19 protein-coding genes are annotated in these 18,879 nt (G+C 64.9%); 8 read left to right on the forward strand and 11 right to left on the reverse strand.

Annotated features, from left to right (window positions below):
* Positions 1-2: 2 nt before the first annotated feature.
* Complete coding sequence (locus tag E2481_RS15840) at positions 3-944, reverse strand: rhomboid family intramembrane serine protease (RefSeq protein WP_136718141.1); 942 nt, start codon at positions 942-944, stop codon at positions 3-5.
* Between the two features lie 924 nt (positions 945-1,868).
* On the opposite strand from E2481_RS15840, the gene E2481_RS15850 reads away from it, so the two are divergent.
* From E2481_RS15850 to E2481_RS15860, 3 genes are read left to right on the forward strand one after another with little or no spacing between them, the layout of a single operon-like run.
* The gene (locus E2481_RS15850) at positions 1,869-2,318 is read left to right on the forward strand and encodes a DUF5788 family protein (RefSeq protein WP_136718143.1); all 450 of its coding nucleotides are present in this window, start codon (positions 1,869-1,871) and stop codon (positions 2,316-2,318) included.
* A 54-nt stretch (positions 2,319-2,372) separates the two neighbouring features.
* Positions 2,373-4,157 carry a DNA polymerase/3'-5' exonuclease PolX gene (polX, locus tag E2481_RS15855; RefSeq protein WP_136718144.1) on the forward strand — a complete coding sequence of 595 codons (1,785 nt, stop codon included), beginning with the start codon at positions 2,373-2,375 and terminating at the stop codon, positions 4,155-4,157.
* A complete protein-coding gene (locus E2481_RS15860; RefSeq protein WP_136718145.1) occupies positions 4,157-4,645 on the forward strand; it encodes a Mut7-C RNAse domain-containing protein in 489 nt (162 codons plus the stop codon). The genes polX and E2481_RS15860 overlap by 1 nt, the downstream gene beginning before the upstream one ends.
* A gap of 9 nt (positions 4,646-4,654) precedes the next feature.
* Here E2481_RS15860 and E2481_RS15865 read toward each other — a convergent pair whose 3' ends face one another.
* The 4 genes from E2481_RS15865 to E2481_RS15880 all read right to left on the reverse strand — a co-directional run bounded on the left by E2481_RS15865 (position 4,655) and on the right by E2481_RS15880 (position 8,397).
* Complete coding sequence (locus E2481_RS15865) at positions 4,655-5,311, reverse strand: DUF7504 family protein (protein ID WP_136718146.1); 657 nt, start codon at positions 5,309-5,311, stop codon at positions 4,655-4,657.
* Entirely contained in the window at positions 5,308-6,204 is an 897-nt protein-coding gene (locus E2481_RS15870) for a GAF domain-containing protein (RefSeq protein ID WP_136718147.1), read from the reverse strand. The genes E2481_RS15865 and E2481_RS15870 overlap by 4 nt, the downstream gene beginning before the upstream one ends.
* Positions 6,205-6,315: 111 nt before the next feature.
* Positions 6,316-7,089, reverse strand: a complete 774-nt coding sequence (locus tag E2481_RS15875; protein ID WP_136718148.1) for an enoyl-CoA hydratase/isomerase family protein — start codon at positions 7,087-7,089, stop codon at positions 6,316-6,318.
* A 66-nt stretch (positions 7,090-7,155) separates the two neighbouring features.
* On the reverse strand, positions 7,156-8,397 hold the full coding sequence (locus tag E2481_RS15880; RefSeq protein WP_136718149.1) for an RNA-guided endonuclease InsQ/TnpB family protein: 1,242 nt from the start codon (positions 8,395-8,397) through the stop codon (positions 7,156-7,158).
* A 226-nt stretch (positions 8,398-8,623) separates the two neighbouring features.
* Between E2481_RS15880 and E2481_RS15885 the strand changes: the two genes are divergently transcribed.
* Positions 8,624-9,106, forward strand: coding sequence for a DUF5797 family protein (locus tag E2481_RS15885; protein ID WP_136718150.1), 483 nt, complete (start codon positions 8,624-8,626; stop codon positions 9,104-9,106).
* Here the strand turns inward: E2481_RS15885 and E2481_RS15890 are convergent.
* Entirely contained in the window at positions 9,103-10,173 is a 1,071-nt protein-coding gene (locus tag E2481_RS15890; protein ID WP_136718151.1) for a DUF5787 family protein, read from the reverse strand. The genes E2481_RS15885 and E2481_RS15890 overlap by 4 nt on opposite strands.
* A gap of 81 nt (positions 10,174-10,254) precedes the next feature.
* Positions 10,255-10,680 (reverse strand): bis(5'-nucleosyl)-tetraphosphatase, encoded by a 426-nt coding sequence (locus tag E2481_RS15895; protein WP_136718152.1) that lies wholly within the window; start codon positions 10,678-10,680, stop codon positions 10,255-10,257.
* Between the two features lie 106 nt (positions 10,681-10,786).
* Between E2481_RS15895 and E2481_RS15900 the strand changes: the two genes are divergently transcribed.
* Together E2481_RS15900 and E2481_RS15905 are read left to right on the forward strand one after the other, a co-directional pair.
* Positions 10,787-11,110: an uS10/mL48 family ribosomal protein gene (locus E2481_RS15900; protein ID WP_136718153.1), complete on the forward strand. Its 324-nt coding sequence runs from the start codon at positions 10,787-10,789 to the stop codon at positions 11,108-11,110.
* Between the two features lie 131 nt (positions 11,111-11,241).
* Entirely contained in the window at positions 11,242-12,528 is a 1,287-nt protein-coding gene (locus E2481_RS15905; RefSeq protein WP_136718154.1) for an amidohydrolase, read from the forward strand.
* Positions 12,529-12,596: 68 nt separating this feature from the next.
* Here E2481_RS15905 and E2481_RS15910 read toward each other — a convergent pair whose 3' ends face one another.
* Positions 12,597-13,118 carry a type IV pilin gene (locus E2481_RS15910; RefSeq protein WP_136718155.1) on the reverse strand — a complete coding sequence of 174 codons (522 nt, stop codon included), beginning with the start codon at positions 13,116-13,118 and terminating at the stop codon, positions 12,597-12,599.
* A 424-nt stretch (positions 13,119-13,542) separates the two neighbouring features.
* Here E2481_RS15910 and E2481_RS15915 point away from each other — a divergent pair, with 424 nt between their 5' ends.
* A complete protein-coding gene (locus E2481_RS15915; protein ID WP_136718156.1) occupies positions 13,543-14,322 on the forward strand; it encodes an SDR family oxidoreductase in 780 nt (259 codons plus the stop codon).
* Between the two features lie 157 nt (positions 14,323-14,479).
* Here the strand turns inward: E2481_RS15915 and E2481_RS15920 are convergent, their stop codons facing one another.
* Complete coding sequence (locus tag E2481_RS15920) at positions 14,480-15,892, reverse strand: geranylgeranyl reductase family protein (protein ID WP_136718157.1); 1,413 nt, start codon at positions 15,890-15,892, stop codon at positions 14,480-14,482.
* A gap of 179 nt (positions 15,893-16,071) precedes the next feature.
* Here E2481_RS15920 and E2481_RS15925 point away from each other — a divergent pair, with 179 nt between their 5' ends.
* Positions 16,072-16,407, forward strand: coding sequence for a 2Fe-2S iron-sulfur cluster-binding protein (locus E2481_RS15925; RefSeq protein ID WP_136718158.1), 336 nt, complete (start codon positions 16,072-16,074; stop codon positions 16,405-16,407).
* Between the two features lie 28 nt (positions 16,408-16,435).
* Here the strand turns inward: E2481_RS15925 and E2481_RS15930 are convergent, their stop codons facing one another.
* Together E2481_RS15930 and E2481_RS15935 are read right to left on the reverse strand one after the other, a co-directional pair.
* Positions 16,436-17,659, reverse strand: coding sequence for a DUF5305 domain-containing protein (locus tag E2481_RS15930; protein WP_136718159.1), 1,224 nt, complete (start codon positions 17,657-17,659; stop codon positions 16,436-16,438).
* Between the two features lie 53 nt (positions 17,660-17,712).
* On the reverse strand, positions 17,713-18,852 hold the full coding sequence (locus E2481_RS15935; RefSeq protein ID WP_136718160.1) for a S26 family signal peptidase: 1,140 nt from the start codon (positions 18,850-18,852) through the stop codon (positions 17,713-17,715).
* Between the last annotated feature and the right edge of the window lie 27 nt (positions 18,853-18,879).

Below are 18,879 nucleotides of genomic sequence, written 5' to 3' on the forward strand. Positions count from 1 at the left end.
GGTCAGAAGGGGCCGCGCCCGCCCGGGCCACCCGGACCACCGGGGCCGCCGGGACCGCGGCGCATGCCGCCGCCCAGTTGGAGTTCGGAGGGCGCACGGAGCCTGTCTTTGACGCGCCGGCCGTACAGCAGGCCGATGACGAGTCCGACGCCGTGGGCAACGTGGGCGATACCGCCGCCGATGCCGCCGATGATGCCAAAGGCAGTCAGGCCCGCGTAGCCGATGGTGATGACCCACAGCGGAACGGGGAGGATGAAGTAGAGGTACACCTTGAGACTGGGGTTCAGGACCGTCAGGACGCCCATGATGGCCAGCGCCGCACCGCTGGCACCGAGCGCGCCGGCGGGATTGGCCTGGTAGGCCTGGATCGCGATCTGACCGAGTCCGGCGAGGACGCCGCTCCCGAGAAAGAGCAGCGCGAAGTCCCGCGACCCGATGTACTGCTCGACGATCCGGCCGAAGAAGTAGATCACGATGCTGTTGCCGGCGATGTGGAAGAGGCCGAACGGGGCGTGTGAGAAAATCGACGTCACCCACGTCCAGACGTACAGCGGGTTCTGCGGACTGATCACGAAAATCGCCCTGTGAGCGGGAGAGCCGGCCGTCAGAAGGACGATGTGCTGAAGCAGGAACGTGACCCACATCAACCCCAGGAACAGATAGGTCATGTTCCCCCGGAAGTAGCCGAGGAAACTCCCCGGGCCGGTATCGAGGCCGAGTTTCGCCGCGATCCGCTCGCCCCGCGACCGGCTGTTCGTTCGGTTGGCCCCACTCACCGAGTCGTCGAAGCCGCTGTCGAAGACTGCCTTCGGATCGTTCCAGTTGTCCAGCCCCGGACAGCTGTGGTTCTCCGGGAGTCGGTGGTCCCCACAGAACGTCCCACCGCAGTGTCGACACTGGTACGGCATGTTTTCGTTTTTGCCGCACTCGTCACACTTCGCCATTGGCGAGGGATTGGGGGTCACCCCGGATATGTTTTCCCCACCATCTTTTTCTTCGTCGGGTTCGCTCCCGATGGTCGCGAACCGCTCCTCGAAAAACATGGGTGAAAAAGGCTGAACGCTCGCTTCGCTCGCGTTCAGTGAACCGCGCTCACTTCGTTCGCGCGGATGCTGGTGGTCAGCAGAGATAGATCACGTTGGTAAGGTATACTCAATCTACTCAGGTTTTGTCAAGAAGTGCGTGCGAGATATAGAGCATCAAGTCAGCACGGCCGCTCACCTTCATTCCACGTTCTCTCGAATGAATCGGCTGCTCACTGCGTGTGCTTATTGACTGGATGACCGATTGCCTGTAAGAGACAGGTAAACCTCACCAAAGAGGATGAAGGCGAGGATACCGGCGAGGATAACCCATATTCCTCCAATATCCAATGTAGACAGTAGAGCTACGACGATTATTCCAGCGATGAAGAACAGAAGGCGTGATTTGAGTGACTCGCTGTTGGAGGACTGGTCGGACATCATATCTAAGTAGGTGTTTCGGCAGTAAAAGTCTATGCCAAATCGAAACCGTGGCCCACATCCGGGCTATACTTCCTGTACTGCTCGGTAACTACACTCCCTGTACTGATCGATTCAGATGACCCCGATTCTCGGTTTGTGACGTGCTGCATATGCGCATTCTATGCAGCAGACCCCGAACGATCTTTCAATATTTCTGTTAGAAAAGTGTGGGCCATGTAGGCTGTAGAGTGAGCACGCAAGCATCCGCGAACGAAGTGAGCGGTTCACCGCCGGAGCGGGCGAAGCCCGCGGAGGCGGCCTTTTTAGCGTAGCTTTTTGCGAGGAGTGGTTCGCCAGAGGCGAACCCGACGAGTAAAAAGGTACGGCGAGGGAATTTTGCTCCTGGGACGCTCACAGTGAGATGTGAAAGAGTACGAGCGCAAACAACTCATCGAGCGCATCGACAAGGAGGGTGCGACGGTGGGTGCGGACATCCCCGAGGCCATCGACGTGCAGGGCGAGGAGATCGACCTCCGGGAGTTCGTCTTCGAGATCAAGCGACGCGACACGGTGCCAGCCGGCGAGCGCGAGCGCGTCGAACGCGCCAAAAAGAACCTCCGTCGGGAGCGACTGCAGCGCCGCGAGCGCATCGAGGACGGCGAGGTCTCCTTCGAGACCGGCGAGGAACTCGCGACGGCGATCATCGGCATCGACCGCGCGCTCAACGCCCTGGAGAACCTCGGCCCGACCGATCTGGAACGCGAACAGCAGACCCAGCGGACCGCCGATCGCAAGCGCTGGATGAAGTTCCTGAAGAAGGCGCTTGGCCACGAAGACGACGAGAAGGGCGTCGGCGCGGGCCGGGGCCGGTAACCACAGACCGATGACAGCACTGCCAACGCCGCAGCGACCGCACGGAGGCATCGCATGAGCCGCAACGAGGAGATCGCCACCCGCTTGGAGGCGTTCGCCGACCTCCTGGAAGCCCAGGACGTCGAGTACAAACCGCGGGCGTACCGTCGGGCCGCCGAGAACATCCGCGGCCATCCCGGCGACGTCGAAGCCCTCGCGACCGACGGCGAAGACGCCGTCCAGACCATCGAGGGCGTCGGCGACGCCATCGCCTCGAAGGTCGTCGAGTACGTCGAAACCGGTGAGATCGAGGAGCTAGCGGAACTCCGGGCGGAACTCCCCGTCGACATGCGGGCGCTGACCAGCGTGGAGGGCGTCGGCCCCAAGACCGTCGGGACGCTGTACGATGAACTCGGGGTGACGAACCTCGAAGACCTGGAGACGGCGGCCAGAGCCGGCGAGATCCAGGAGGTCAAGGGATTCGGTCCCAAGACCGAGCAGAACATCCTCGACAACCTCGAATTCGCCCGGCAGGCCCACGAGCGGGAACTGCTCGGGGAGGCCAGACCCTACGGCGATCGGGTCCGCGAGTACCTGGCCGACGTGCCGGCCGTCGAGCGCGTCGAACTCGCGGGGTCGATCCGGCGCTGGCGACCGACCATCGGCGACGTGGACGTGCTCGTCGGCAGCGAAGACGCCGAGGCCGTGGTCGAGGGGTTCACGGAGTGGCCCCCGGCGGACACCGTCATCGAGGCCGGAACGAGCAAGGCAAGTCTGCGGGCCGACGGCTTCCAGGTCGACCTCCGGGTGGTCGTGCCCGAAGAGTTCGGGGCCGCGCTCCAGTATTTCACCGGCAGTAAGGACCACAACGTCTCCCTGCGGAACCGCGCAATCGAGCGCGATCTGAAGATGAACGAGTACGGGATGTTCAGAGAGGCGCGAAGCGCCTCAGGCAGTCGGACGCAGTCCGACGACGACGTCAGCGGTGTCGAAGACGACTCCGGCCAGCGTGCAGGCGAGCGTGTTGCGGGCGAAACCGAGGCGGGAATGTACGAGACGCTCGATCTGCCCTGGATGCCGCCGGAGTTGCGCGAGAACCGCGGGGAGATCGACGCCGCCGCCGAGGGGGCCCTCCCAGACCTCGTCGAGGAGGACGAGGTCCGCGGCGACCTCCACACGCACACCGAGTGGTCCGACGGCAAAAACACCGTCCGGGAGATGGCCGAGGGCGCGGCCGAGTTCGGCCACGACTACCTCGCCGTCACGGACCACGCGACCGGTCCCGGAATGGTGGGTGGCGTCGGCCTCTCCGACGCGGAGTTGGCCGATCAGATCGAGGAAATCCGGGCCGTCGACGCCGAGGTCGAGGTGGACCTGTTCGCCGGCGTCGAAGCCAACATCGGCGCTGACGGGTCGGTGTCGGTCGCCGACGACGTGCTCGCTGAACTCGACGTGGTCGTCGCCTCCCCGCACGCCGGCCTCGACGGCGACGGCACCGACCGCCTCGTAGCGGCCATCGAACACCCCGAGGTCGATATCGTGGGCCACCCGACGGGTCGGCTGTTGAACCAGCGCAGCGGGCTGGACATCGATATCGAGCGGGTCGCCACGGCCGCCGCCGAGCACGGCGTCGCACTGGAGGTAAACAGCGACCCGCGTCGACTGGATCTGGACGGCGCGGCGGTGAAACCGGCCATCGAGGCGGGCGCGTCCATCGCTATCGACACAGACGCCCATCAGCCGGGAACGCTGTCGTACATGCGCTACGGTGTCCACACCGCCCGGCGGGGCTGGGCCGAAGCCGACGACGTGATAAACACGCGCGACGCCGACGGCCTGCGGGAGTTCCTGGGGTTGTAATGGGGGACTGCTTGGACGGCGGGGATGAGCCGATTCGCGCGCGGGACCGCCTGTTGCTCGACGTGATGCTCGGGAAACTCGCCACGTACCTGCGGATGTGTGGCTTCGACGCCGTCTACGCGCTGGATCGCGAGGAGGAGGCCGACGACCGCCTGCTGGCGATGGCCCGTGCCGAGGGACGAACGCTGGTGACCCGCGACAGGGGCCTGGCGAATCGGACGAACGACTCCGTGCTGCTGACGGCCCGAGACGTCACCGAACAGTTACGAGAACTCCGTGAGGCTGGCTTTCGTCTTGAGTTGTCCGACCGGCCGGCCCGCTGCGGGCAGTGTAACGGCATCGTCGAACGCGTCGACGGCGAGGAGCCGACGCCGGGCTACGCGCCCGATCCCGGAGAGACGGCAGTCTGGCGGTGCGTCGACTGCGGGCAGTGTTTCTGGAAGGGGAGCCACTGGGACGACGTGGGCGAGACGCTGCGAGAACTGTAGCTCGGCCCGTTACCAGGAGATGTCGATGGTCCCGTCGTCGCCGTCGAGTCCCGAAACGTCGAGGGTCGCCTCGTTGCGGCCGGTGCTCTCGACGTGGATGCGAGCGTTGAACGACGTTTCCAGGCCGGCGATGGTGCTGTTCATGTCGGCACCGATGTCCGAACTCGTATCGACCGCACAGACACCGACGCCGCCGCTTCGCCGCAGTTCCGTCAGGAAGTTCGAGTTGAGGAACCGGTAGACAGAGCGGGTGTCCTCGATCTCGCCCATGATGGTCGAACACAGCAGGATGCCGGCGCGGAACTTCTCGGTGTCCTGCGTGGCCGCTGCGACGAGCGTCGAGAACTCCATTCCGAGTCCGGTCAGATCGGTGATGTCGTCGACGGTCTCGACGTCGTCGCCGCGGTCCGGGCCCTCGCAGGCGAGGACGGTCGCTCGGTCGTCAGCCCCCCGGGCGACGCCGGAGAGGGCTCGCTTGACGGCCGTCCCGCTCGTGTCCGTCGTCAGGAGCACGCTCCGCTCGTCGTCGGCGGGCGCTGTCAACCGGTGGAACACCGCTTCGAGCGCGTCCGTGTCGTCGCCAGTGAGCAGGATACTCGTCCCACCCTCGATGGGAGCCAGGTCAAGCGCTTCGACAGCGAAACGCTCGGAGTTGGCGAGGCTCATGCCTCGACCTCCGTGGTCCGGGCCGCTCGTAGGTTCTGGCGCAGTTCCAGGATCTCCATGGCCGTGTCGGCGAACTGCTCTAGGTCCTGTCGCTGGGCTTCCGAGTATTGCCGCGGTTCGTGGTCGATGAGACACACCTGGCCGATGACCTGTCCGTCGGTGGTCGTCATGTTCGCGCCGGCGTAGGAAACGATCCCGAGGTTGTGTAACGTCTCGTTGGAGCTGAACCGCTTGTCCTCGTTGATGTCCTCGACGACCATCACGTCCTCCTGCAGCATGCTGTGTGTGCAGATGGTGTCCTCCCGGGTGAGCGAGTCCCAGTCGGCACCAGTGCACGCCAGAAAGTCCTCCTCGTCTTTCTCGATGAGACCGATGAACGCCACCGCGGCGTCGAAGTGGCTCGCGATGAGGTCCGTGAGCCGCGAGAAACTGTCCTCGATCGGGAGTTCTTCCACGTCGTACTCGCCGAGCGCCTCCAGGCGGGACTGCTCGGAGTCGGGCACGAGGAAGCCGACCTGTGCGCTGTGGGTGATGACGTCGTCGACGACGAACCCGAGGCGGTCGACGGCGTCGGGGAGATCGCGGTTGAGATACTCGACGATCATCTCCTCGAACGACGCCGTGTCGATCTCGCCCGGCTTCACGTCGGTAAACAGGACACACGGGGTCTGCGGGTTCGTCTCTCTGAGCGTCTCCACGATATCCAACCCGGTCCCGTCCGGGAGGTCGTACTCCGTGACCACGCAGTCGACCGACCCGGATTCCAGTCGGTCGGTCGCGTCCTCGACACTCGTCGCCTCGATCGCCGTCAATCCGTCTTCAGCGTCGATCGCCGACGACACCGATTCGATGTCGTCCGCCGCGTCGACACAGAGTACCGTTCGATCACTCATACCAGAAACGTCGGGAAGTACGCGTAAGTCAGAGGTACCTAACAGAATTAAAATAGCGACCCGATCGGCCCCGAGTATCAAACGCGATACCGAAATCTCGGCCGAGGGTCCTCACTCGAACTCGGGGTCGCGGTCCTCGACGAACGCCGTCATCCCCTCCCGCTGGTCGGCCGTGCCGAAGAGGCCGCTCCAGGCTCGCTGTTCGTACTGGAGCCCGTCTTCTAGGTCCATCCGGTGGCTCTGGTTGATCGCTTCCTTGGCCGCCTGGAGGGCGAACGCCGGTTTCTCGGCGAGATCCTCGGCCATCCCCTGGACGAACTCGTCGAGTTGGTCGTGTGCGACCACGTCGCCGACGAGCCCGTACTGGTCGGCGTCCTGGGCGTCGACCCGCTCGCCGAAGAAGATGAGCCGACGCGCGAGTTCGTCGCCGACGAGACGGACGAGCCGCTGCGTTCCGCCCCATCCGGGAATGATCCCCAGGTCGATCTCGGTCTGGCCCAGAACGGCCCGTTCGCTCGCGATTCGGAGGTCCGCCGCCAGCGCGAGTTCACAGCCGCCACCGAAGGCGTACCCGTTGACCGCAGCGATGACCGGCGCGGGGAACGTCTCGATCCGGTTCATCACGTCGTGGCCGAGTCGCGCGTAGGCCTGGGCCTCCTCGACGGAGAGGTCCCGCATCTGTTCGATGTCGGCACCGGCGACGAACGCGTCGTCGCCCGCGCCCGTGACGACGAGGGCGCGCGTGTCGCGCTCGGCGGCCTCGTCGATCGCCTCGTCCAGTGCCCGCAATGTCGGCCGGTTCAGGGCGTTCAACCGGTCGGGACGGTCGACGGTAATAGTCGTGATACCCGCATCGTGATCGAAGGAGACTGTGTCCCAGTCCATACACCTACTCCGGCCAGCGACGGATTGAATGTTACCCCGCGCACGGTGGCGCGGGGAATCCCGCTCTCACGAGGGCAGGCTTCCTGTTTCTAAGACGTGGCTTGCAGACACCCGCTGGAAATCAGCGGTGTCCGTAGCGGTCACGGTCTCCACAGGCGTGTCTTCGGGCCATCCCAGCCCTAGTTTCTCAAAACCGCGTTGCAGGACGTTCATCGCCGCGTTCGCGTCCCGATCCGTCTCGAATCCACAACTTGGGCAGGAGTGTTCACGAACCCAGATGGGTTTCGGTGTCTCCACGCCACACCGAGCGCACTCCTTCGTCGTTCCTCGGGGTTCGACCTGCTTGACGTGCGTTCCGTACAGGTCACCCTTGTATTCGAGGAGCGTGATGAACTGTCGCCACGCCGCATCCTGCTTGTTCCGGGCGTTCCCGTCACCCTGAAGCATCCCTGCAACATCCAGGTCCTCGACGAACACGGCGTCGTATTCCGTGACCAGCCACGTCGTGATCTTGTGCTGGTAGTCCAGTACTTTCCGCTTGATGTGGCGCTTGACCTTCGCCACCTCTCGGCGTTGCTTCTCATAGTTGTCCGACACCTTCACCTTCCGCGACAACTTCCGTTGTTCGCAGCGAAGACGCTCGGAGTCGTCTTCGAGGTCAAGCCACTCCACAGTCTTCCCATCAGACGTGTGGATGTAATTGAGGATGCCGAGGTCGATTCCAACGCTGTTTCTCGCGTCCAACGAGTCCACGTCGGGTTTCTCTGGGATGTGTTCGTCGTCGGTTTCTAGGCCGAACGAGACGAACCATTCACCGGTTCGCTCCTTCTTGAACGTGACCTCCTTGATCGTGGCTTGATCGGGAATAGGGCGAGAGTACCGGATTTTCACCCAACCGATCTTGCTGAAGCGGACGTACGCGTACTTGTCGTGGCCCCTCTTTTCATCGAGGTCGAAACCACTCTGGTTGTACGTCACACTTCGATACTCGGCGGGTGATTGCCGTTTGAGACGACCAACGGTGTATCCCTTCTCTTTCTTCTTGCGAAGATGAGAAAGATTGCGGTGGAAGCGGGCGACGGTGGCTTGTGCGGCCTTCGAGTGCAGGTCACCGAACACCGGCCACTTACGTTTCCACTCAGGGAGTTCGTTGTTCTGGTCGTACTCGCCCGGCTTGTCGTCCTCTGGACTGTTCTCGTAGTCCCAGCGGACGTGATTGTAGAGTTGACGATGAACGTTCAGATGGTGTTCGAGTCCTTCCGCTACCTCGTCGCTCGGGTAGGCGCGGTAGCGGTGACTGTACTCCATCGCTGTCTCCCGATTCTCCGCGTGTTTTCTTAATGGTTTGCGTCACCGAGTATCGGCTTCATCCCCGACCACGGTGGGTCGGGGTATTCGCCTCGCTGACCAGTATAAACGCTGGCCCGCGTGTCGGCGGCGTGATGCCAGGCCGACGGCGGCCGGGCGCGCGGGGATCTGTCACGACATGGTCGATTCAGAACACCGAAATACGTGCTCGTCGTACCGCCACCCGATGACCCTCTCGGAGGAGGCTCGCGAGCGTCTCGAGGAGATCGTCGCACTCCAGCCGACGAAGAACGCCGAACTCCAGGACCGCTGGGGGCTCGACAGCGGGAGCGACGTTCACCAGTACCTCGAATCGGAACTCAAGGAGTACTACTACCGCAACGAGGACAGCCTCATCTGTGCGACCGAGGAGGCAAACGCCCTCGTGGGGGCCGAAGACGAGACCGAAGACGGCAAGCGTATCGTCCGCTTGCCGACGCTACAGGCGGCCATCCTCGACGTCATCGCCGGCCCCGATGACGAACCACAGAGCGTCGTCTCGGTGTTACACGCGCTCCAGGAAACCGGCGACGACCCCGACGTCGACGACGTGCGGTCCGCGCTCCGCAGCCTCTCCGATAAGGGCCTCTGTGAACGCGTCAAACGGACCGTCCCGACGTTCCGACTCGCCGTTGATCGCGAGGACCTCGCCGTCGAAAACCTGGACTAACCGTCTTCCGCCAGTTCCGGCCGCTCGCGTCTGCGCTGCTGGTCGAGCAACCGCTTGATTGCTTTTCCCGGTCCGCCCTCGATCGGCCAGCCGCGCTGTCGCCAGGCCGGCGGTTCGGGCTCCCACGACGAGCAGTTGCCCGAACACTCACCCGCTGTCGGGTGGCAGGACTTGGCCCCACACCAGGGCAACACGTCGCCGTCGCTGACGCATAGGTCGAAGTGCCGGCAGTCCGGCCGCATCGTGTCGGCGTAGGAGCGCCAGCCCCGCTCGTAGGCTCGTTCGGCGATTTCGAGACGTTTGTCGGCCTTCCACTCGGGGTCGGCGTACTCGAAGCGGGCCGCGGAGGCGTCGTGGTCGCCGCCGGACGGACGGTCCGTGATTCGTGTTCCGGGCGCGTCGGGGGCCAGCGTTCGCGGGTTCCAGGCGACGTCGACCGATCCGCGCTCGGTGTCGACGGCGAGGATGCCCGCTTCGACCGGGAGGTCCTCCAGGAGCGCCGGCTCGACGGTCGATTCCGTAGCCGAGGTGGCGACCCACACCTCGTCGGCGAGGCCGAGCGCCACGTCGCGTTCGAGTTGCGGTGCGAGGTTTCGCGCGGCACTGGCGTCCAGGTCCGGCTTGTTCTCGACGGCGACGATCCGCTCGATCCAGTCTGGATAGGCCCACCGTCGACGGAGTTCGATGCGGCCGTTCGGCCCGCGCCGCGTCTCGACGACGCCCCGGTCACCGGCCCGGTGGACGGCTTCCCGAACGTACCGCCAGGGGTAGTCGGGTTCGGGCAGCGCGTCGCGGTACCACGCCCAGTCGGGCGGCGCGTTGCGGACGACCGGAAGGAGGTCCGAATCGAGTGCCCCCTCGCCGAACCGGGCGCGTCGTTCGAGCGCTTCGCGGTCGGCCTCGACGACGATGGTGTCCCAGCGCCGGCGCTTGACGCCGAGTTGGCGGGCGACGAAGGCGACGGTGTCGCCGCCGAGCGAGCCCACCGGCGGCCACGCACGCTCGGCCCACTGGCAGACCCGCAACTCGAAGATGAACTCGCTCGGTGCAGGGAGGTTCGACGCCACGCCTCAGTCTGGGACCCCCTGGGTGTAATGATTGTCGGCGCAGTCGCTCACGGCGGCAGGTGGCGTCCCCGTGGCCGACCCTTAGAACTCCGTTTGCTCGTTGAGGAACTCGTGGGCCTCCTCCAAGATCTCGCGGGGACCGTCCTGCGTGACGGTGTTGATCGCCTGTTCGTAGTCGCGCCACTGCATGTCGCGGTGTTCCTTCGAGAGTTCCGCACTCGCCTCGAAGGACTTGGCGATGAACAGGTGGACAGTCTTGTGGATCGTGTTGCCGTTCGCCTCGAACACGTAGTCGTAGTCTCGACGGAAGCCGTCAATGAGCCGGAAATCACCGATTCCGGCCTCCTCTTTCACTTCGCGGATGGCCGTCTGCTGGAGTTCCTCCTCGCCCTCGACGCCGCCCTTGGGAAACTCCCAATCGCCAGGCCGACTTTTGAGCAGCAGGTACTCGCGTCGGCCACGCGTATCGCGAAAGAGGATGGCTCCCGCGCTCGTGGCCTCTATCATTGTGCCAATCTATTCGCGGGTTACTTAAGAGAATGTCGGAGGGAATCCCGAGTTGATCGGCGACAAAGAATGGCTTTTTGCCCGTCGGTGTTCTTCCCCGGTATAGATGCCGTTCGTCACCACACTCACGCTCACAAGCGGCGATCGCCACCTCCTCGACGACGTGGTCGACCAGATCAAGGAGGCCGCCGCTCGCAAGGGCGTCGAACTGAAAGGGCCACACCCGCACCCGCCCGAAGACATGCACGTCCCCCAGCTGAAGGCGCTGGTCGGCGAACACGCCCAGTTCGACGCCTGGAACTACACTGTCTACGAGCGAACCATCGAGATCGTCGGCCACGACGAGTTCGCCCGCTCGGTCGCCGGCCGCGAGTTCCCTGACGGTGTCCACGTCTCCGCCGAGGTCGAACAACAGCGCCAGACGACCTGATACGGTTTGCTGTAGCTGTGTACCGCTACGATCGCCCGCAATTGGGCGATCGATGCGGAAATGATCTACAGCAGTCCGTATGAGCGCCGACCGGGCGAACCGTTACGTTCCTGCGCTCGCTCCGTTCTCCTATGACTCCCGACACCGACAGGCTCGTTTCGCTGCGCCGCGAGTTCCACCGCCGACCGGAACCCGCCTGGCGCGAGTTCTGGACGACCGCCCGCATCCGCGAGGAACTCGACGCCATCGGCGTCGACGACGTCTTCGTCGGTCCCGAAGTGCTCGATACCGACGCCCGCATGGGGATTCCCGACGAGAGTGACCTCGACGCCTGGCTCGATCAGGCCCGGGACGCCGGCGCGGACGAGGCGACGCTCGACCGACTGGCCGGTGGCAACACCGGCCTCGTCGCCGTTTTGGACGGCGAGAATCCCGACGACGGGCCGACCATCGCGCTCCGAGTCGACATCGACGGCCTCCCCAGGGCCGAGTCCGACGACCCGTCACACCACCCGGCAGCCGAGGGGTTCCGGTCGGTCCACGACGGCGCGATGCACGCCTGCGGCCACGACGCCCACGCGACCATCGGCCTCGGCGTCGTCGAGGCGCTGAAAGAGCGTGGATTCGCGGGCCGACTGAAGGTCCTCTTCCAGCCCGCCGAGGAGGTCGTCGGCGGGGCCGCGCCGATGGCCGAGAGCGGCCGTCTCGACGACGTGGACTACCTGCTGGCGCTCCACATCGGACTGGACCACCCGACGGGCCAGGTCGTCGCCGGCGTCGAGGACTTCCTCGCCGTGAACCACTTCCGCGCGGCGTTCGAGGGCGAACCCGCTCATGCCGGCGGCCACCCGGCACAGGGTCGCAACGCGGTCCAGGCGATGGCGACTGCCGTCGGGAACCTCTACGCCATCCCCCGGAACGAGGCGGGCGCGACCCGCGTCAACGCCGGCGACGTTGGCGGTGGCACCGCCGCCAACATCATCCCCGAGCAGGCGTACATCGAGGGCGAAGTCCGGGGCGAGACGACCGAATTGATGGAGTACATGCGCGAGAAGGCCGACCGCGTCCTCACCAACGCGGCCGAAATGCACGACTGTACGGTGGAAGTCGAGACGAAGGGCGAGGCCCCGAGCGCGACCAACGACGCCGAACTCGTCGACGTGGTCGAGGCGGTGGCCGGACGGACCGGTGGCGTCGACTCGGTGCTGCGCCACGACGACCTGGGCGGCAGCGAGGACGCGACGTATCTCATGCGCCACGTCCAGAATCAGGGTGGAAAGGCGGCCTACGTCTGTGTCGGGACGGACCACCCCGGCGGCCACCACACGGCGACGTTCGACGTGGACGAGGCGTCGCTCCCCATTGGCGTGTCAGTACTCGCGGAAACGATCCGGCAGATCGGCGAGACCCGGCCCTGACGGGTCGGTGAACCGACCGCGTTCAGTGCGCCAACTGATCGGACCGGAGAACCGCTTCGCCGCCGTTCTCAGGCGGTCGGCGACGTCCACTCCGCGAGCGTGAACGACTTGCTGTTGTCCGGGTCCTCCCAGACGACTTCCGCCGACGCGTGTTTCATCGAGAACTTCTCGCCCTTGAGCCCCGAGTACTGCCCGGAGTGTTCGAGCGAGTGTTTGCTGACGTTCACCGACATCCCGGCTGAGAGTCGGTCCGGCGACGACGGTGTCAGTTTCGGCCACTCGAGGCGCGTGGTGATGACGCCGGCAGCGGACGACGGCGTCGTCACGTCGCTTACCGTAATCGCGACGTTGTCCGCCTCGACCGTGTCACCGCCCGAGTGCGCGATCTTCAGGCGGTCGTCGTTGTGGTTGTCGTCGCTACTGTACTCGAAGTTGATCGCCACCTGCGGTGTACTGGAGTTGTCGCCCGCCAGCCCCAGGAAAAACGACGCGGCCGTCGCCGCGAGCAACACCGTGATCGCGACCATGAGGATGACGCCGATGACCGGCGACACCGCTGAATCGTCCGTGATGAGTTCCTTGATTTGCATCTTCCTTCCCCCAACGTACGAACGGGCCGACGATCCCACACCATCTCGACTGGCACCGAGATGGACTCCCAACGTGGAGCCGCTAGTCCCGCCGTATGTCTGTTTCTAGAAACCGACTATACCCGGGTAAACCTTGAGCGGTGTCATGCCGGCTGTTTATGTACGTTACACGGCCCGAAATCAACGAAAAATATAATGCGCAGTAGGGTCGCGACCGCCATCGCCGCAATCTCGGTATCTGTGTAGACAGCGGCGCGGTAGTTGTTGTGAGTTCCGAGTTCCACCGCTTCACCCACGCACCCGTCACGAAATCCGAAGCGGTCGTCGAGAACCCGGACGAACCCGCCGCCCGCGGTCAGGGAATCCGATCACCCTCGCGAACGAGTAGGAGTACTGAAGTTCGAGCCGATTGCCGGTGCTCACGATGACGTTACGCTCACTCGACGGTCGAGTCGCGATAGTGACCGGTGCGAGTTCCGGGATCGGACAAGCGACCGCCTATGCCCTCGCACGAGCGGGCGCGTCCGTCGTTCTCTCCGCGCGCCGGGAGGACGTCCTCTCGGAGATCGAACAGGATATTCGGGACGAAACAGGCGTGGACACGCTCGTCGTACCGACCGATGTTCGAGATCACGAGGCCGTCGAACGATTGATCGAGCGGACCGTCGAGGAGTTCGGCCGTATCGACCTGCTGGTGAACAACGCGGGCGTGCTGCGGCGAGACATCGCCCTCGAAAACATGCCTATCGAGGACTACGAGCTGATGATGGGAACGAACGTCGACGGGATGTTCTATGCGACCCGAGCCGCGCTCCCGCACCTCCGGGAATCCAACGGGAACCTCGTGTTCATCGGGAGCGACTCCGGTAAGCATCCGGATCCGGGCATCGCCGTCTACGCCGCGACCAAGTGGTGGACGCGTGGATTCGCCCACAGCATTCACGCGCGAGAAGGGCGCAACGGCGTCGGCGTCACCCTCGTCAATCCCGGAGACACGCGAACCGAGATCGGCCCGCCCGACAGCCGGATGGTCGACCAGTACGAGGAAGACGAGATCCTCGAAGCGGTCGAGATCGCCGACGCCGTCGTGTTCGCCGCCCGACAGGATTCGAGCACCACGATCAGTGAGATCGACGTCTCCGGGCGCGACCTCATGACGGATACGTATCGCGGACTACTGCCGGAGGATTCGTCTGCGGAGTGAACGTCCCCCAGGCGCGTACCCTGTTCTTCTGCTGTCAGCCCCGACGAACCGTCCGACGGCCAGGATCGGTCACTGTCGCCAGCGTTCGCCACCAGGTGCCATGACGCCGCGAAAAGAGCCGGGCCGACCGTCGACGGGCCACAGTCCAGCGGTTTTCTCAGTACTTCGCGTCCGCGCCGGTGGTCTCGTAGATCTCGTCCATCAGGTCGTCGCGCTGGGACTGCCAGGTGTCGAATCCGGCCGGACTGTCCGGGTAGTCGCCGTAGTGGTCGAGGAGCTGGTCCGCGAGCTTCTTGGTCTGGTAGAGGTCCCAGATCGTGCCCCAGTGGCCGAAGCTCTTGATCGCGGTCTTGACTTTCAGCAGCGGCCCGATGTTCGCCGACCCCGAGTAGAGGGCTTCCGAGATCTGTTCGGCCGGCATCGCGGCCATCAGGGCCATCAGGTCGTCGAGGTCGGAGCCCGTCGTGAAGATGTTGTAGACGTCCAGCGCGGCGTAGCGACCGCCGAAGTGGTCCATGATCCGGGTGTTGTACTCCCACAGCGCCTCTTCGGCCACGGTCCCGTCACTGATCGCCTCGATCGCCTCTTCGGCGGCGTACTGGCCGGCGTAGGCAGCGCCCGCGATCCCGCCCCCAGTTGTCGGGTTGACGTGGGCGGCGGCGTCCCCGACGGCGATGTAGCCCGGCGCGACCGCCGAGTCGTAGGGCCGCCGCGTCGGCAGGGCCGCGCCGAGTTTGTCCTTGACTTCTGCGCCCTTGAACTCGGGCCGGTTCCGGATGTCGCGTTTCAGGTCCTCGACGAGCTGCATCGGCTCCTCGCCCATCTGGAAGCCCAGCCCGACGTTGATCTCCGTCTCGGTCCGCGGGAAGTACCAGAGGTAGCCAGCGGATCGTTTGGTCGGCTTGAGCACCAGGGCGTCGGACCACTCGACGGGTTCCTCGACCTCGACGACCTCCCGATACGCCGAGGAGAACTGCGAGTACTGGACGTTCGTGTCGAAAGTCGCGTCCTCGAAGTCGGTCTTGTCCTGCAACAGGGAGAGCGAGCCCGCGCCGTCGATAACGACGTCGGCCTCGTATGTCACCGGCTCGCCCTGCCGAATCGCTTCGATCCCGGTCACGCGACCGGTCCCGTCCTGGGTGACGTTCTTGACGACCGTGTCGTAGTGGAACTCGGCCCCCGCCGAGTCGGCCCCCTCGATGAGGAGCCGGCCGTACTTATACCGGTCGATGACCGCGAGTTCGCCGGGCACCGGGATGTCGAGTACGGCGTCCTGTGCCGGAATCTCGAAGCGCCCGTGGTCCACCTCGGTGTTCGTGAACGCGGGTTCGATCTGTGATTTGGGGATGCTCTTCGGGAAGTTCGAGGCGCCCTTGAGCGCGTCACCGCAGGCGATGTGTCCCGCTTCCTCCTCGGTTTTCCGTTCCACGATGACGACGTCGAGGCCCGCGTTGGCGATCGTTGCCGCAGCGTAACACCCGGACGTGCCAGCGCCGACGACGACGACGTCGTAGGTTCGGGTCCCGCCGCCGGCCGTCGGCGTGCCGGCGTCGGTCTCCTGTGTAGCCATGTCGAACACTGGTAACCCCACGGAGAAAACTCTTTATTTGCCGAGTCGATGGCAAACGCTCACCTGTACTTGCTTTTTTCCACCACGAGGACTGTGACGAGCTCCGACCGGGTCGTTTCTCGCTACCGGACCCGCCACGGGAATAAAGAGTTTTGTCATCCCCTGTCATATCGCTCGACATGACCGACTACACCGTCGAATTCGTGGGGACCGGTGAGACGATCACCGTCTCCGAGACAGACACCATCCTGCGGCGCTGTATCGAGGAGGGCATCGCCCAGGAGTACTCCTGTCGCGTGGGGATGTGTCTGGCGTGTTCCGCGGAGATCGTCGAGGGCGAAGTCACCCAACCCGCTGCACACGGGTTGACCGAGGACGAAAAGGAAAAATACGCGCTGACTTGCATGGCCCGTCCCCAGTCGGACCTGAAACTCGACCGCGGGGAGTACCCGCCGAGTATCGAGGAGGACGTGGTCGAGGCGAACGCCGACGGCCCGGCCGCGGCCGACGACTGACCGTTCGGCCCCGTTCCGTGCGTCCCTCTCAGTCTTCCCGCTCGTCAGTCTGACCGCTCTCTTCTGTCGTCACGGGTTCCGGTTCGCTCCCGTTGGAGCCGTGCTGTTCGTCGTCGCCCTGCTCCTCCCACGAATCCCGGAGCGAAACGTTCGTCCGACGTGATAGCAGGGGCGACCACGACACCGGGCCGGGTTCCGGCGGTGCATCGTAGCGATACACCAGGTCCTCGACGGCGACGACGTACTCCCCGTCCCCGTCCTCGATAACCCGTCGGTCGCTGTCGATCGCGATGTCGACGAGCCCTTCGAGCGTCTCGACCTCGACGACGGCCCCGTCGAGTGCCCCCTCGGGCAGCCGAGCGCGCGTGATCCAGTCTCCGAACTCGGACCGAGCCGTCTCGTAGGTCAGGTAGGCTCGCTCCCGCTCGTCGAGCGCGAGCCGTCCGCGGTACTGAGCGGTCCCGAGCGCGAGCAGCCCACCGATCCCGACCAGCCCCAGAGCCGGTCCGCCGACCCCTCGGAGCGGTCCCGGACTGTTCGCGACCTCGACCGTCCGGGTCTGTCGGGTCGTGTTCGTGACCGGACCGGGATCGGTGAGCCGGTAGACACTCCCCCCAGGCGAGATCCCGAGTTCGTACTGCTGGTCACGAGCGACCTGCCCACCGTTGGCTCGCCCCTCCGTCTCGATGTCGGCGACGACGCTCGTCTCGATGGTTCCGGGCGTCCCGCCGACCGTCCGGTCGAGTCGCTGTGACTCGTTTCGCAACTGCGTCACGTTCTCCGAAAACGACAGTTGCAGCGATTCGCCGGGCGCGAGCGAGGCTCGTTCCCGATCCAATTGCCGGGTCACTCGCCAGTACTCGACCGTCGATCCCTCACCACCGGAGTCGACCGCTGCGATGACGAGCGTGAGCGTCCCGTCGACAGTCACGTTCCCGGTTTCCGTCGCAGTGTATCGGTACGTGAACGTGCCGTCGAGCGTCGGCGTGATCCGACTGAAGTAGGCGTCCCTGTTCGAGAGCGTCGTCCCCTGCGCAAACACGGGATTTGACCGCTGGACGGTCGCGTTGTGCGTGAACTCTCCCGTATAGGTCGCTTCCGGCCCCGGTTGCTCGGCGGTCGACGTGTCCGACTGGGCGTAGGCCGTGTAGGTCATCCCCGCCCCGGCGAGTGCGGCCACCAACAGAACGGTCGCGACCACCCCGAAATTCGAATCGAGGACGGCCCGTATCCGTCGTCCCCGTCTACCCATTGTGTCTCCTGTGCCCCGCCGTTCGGTCGGATGATCCGTTCCCTGTCATGGTTTCAGTCCAAGAGGCCGCTGTTCGCTGTGTCGCTGCGCGTCCGCGAGCGGAGGCGACCGGTACCGAGGACCGCCACACCCCCCAGATAGAATCCTCCGCCGAGGAGCGCGTCGATGGTGAGGAGGGGGAGCCACGGATGGATCTCGTACAGCGTCCGAATGGTCGACGTCGGCAGGAGTCCCAGATACCGATGCTGAACGACGAACTCCCGGTAGTATCCGGTTTCCGGCGGTGCCGAAACGGTGAGCGACGCGTTCCGCGTCGTTCGCGGCGGGACGTGGAACTCCGTCGGCTCGACGGCCACCCGCTCGGTCGACGGCTCGACGAACGCGACCACCGGCACGAGGCCACCGTTAGCCACCGGATACGTGGTGGTCTCGCTCGTCCCCTGTTCGATGACACCGAGCCCCGGCGAATCGGACTCGGCGCTGACGAACCCGATCTCCTCCTGGCCGGCCGGTACGACCATCGCCGCGGTCGCCGAGAGCACGACGAGCGCCGCGAACCCGGCCACGAGAAGTCGGCTACTCGTTCCCGACGCCCGCGTCCTCGATCGCTCTCGCCGGCGACCCGTTCCGCCTCCCAGCCACAGGTCGAGCAGGTACGCTATGACCGAGAGGCCGAACAACAGGTACGCCAACCCCTGTGTGCCGAGCAGCGAGCGCGTACCGAACAGCCCCGCGAGGCCCGTCTGGACACTCCCGAGCGCGTTCTGCGTCCCGGTGACGGCCGTCCCCAGCTCCGGGATCACCAGAATCGAACCGCCGGGCTGCCAGACCGTCGCGACGACCTGCGCATCTTTGACCGGGGGCTCTTCGTTGTCCTGATCGGTAAAGGGGTTGGCGTCGCCTTTCGTGACGTACCCGTCCTCGGTCTCGGAGACGACGCGGTGTGTCGTGAGTCCACCCCCGTGGAGGGATTCGGCCTCGAACACGACGACGTCTCCTTGCTCGATCGGCCCCGAGACCGCCGCCGGGATCGCAACGAACCCGTCGCCCGGCTCCAGTGCCGGTTCCATGCTGTCGGTCGTCACGTACCCCAACAGCACGGGCTGTCCGAGGATCTGGCCCGCGATCATCGCGACGACGAACACCACAGCTACTGCTTCGAGGAGGTGCCCGACGCGCTGCCACCCACCCATCGAGAGACCTTAGAACGACGACAGTAA

It is taken from the genome of Halorientalis salina (assembly GCF_005049285.1).
Classification (GTDB): domain Archaea; phylum Halobacteriota; class Halobacteria; order Halobacteriales; family Haloarculaceae; genus Halorientalis; species Halorientalis salina.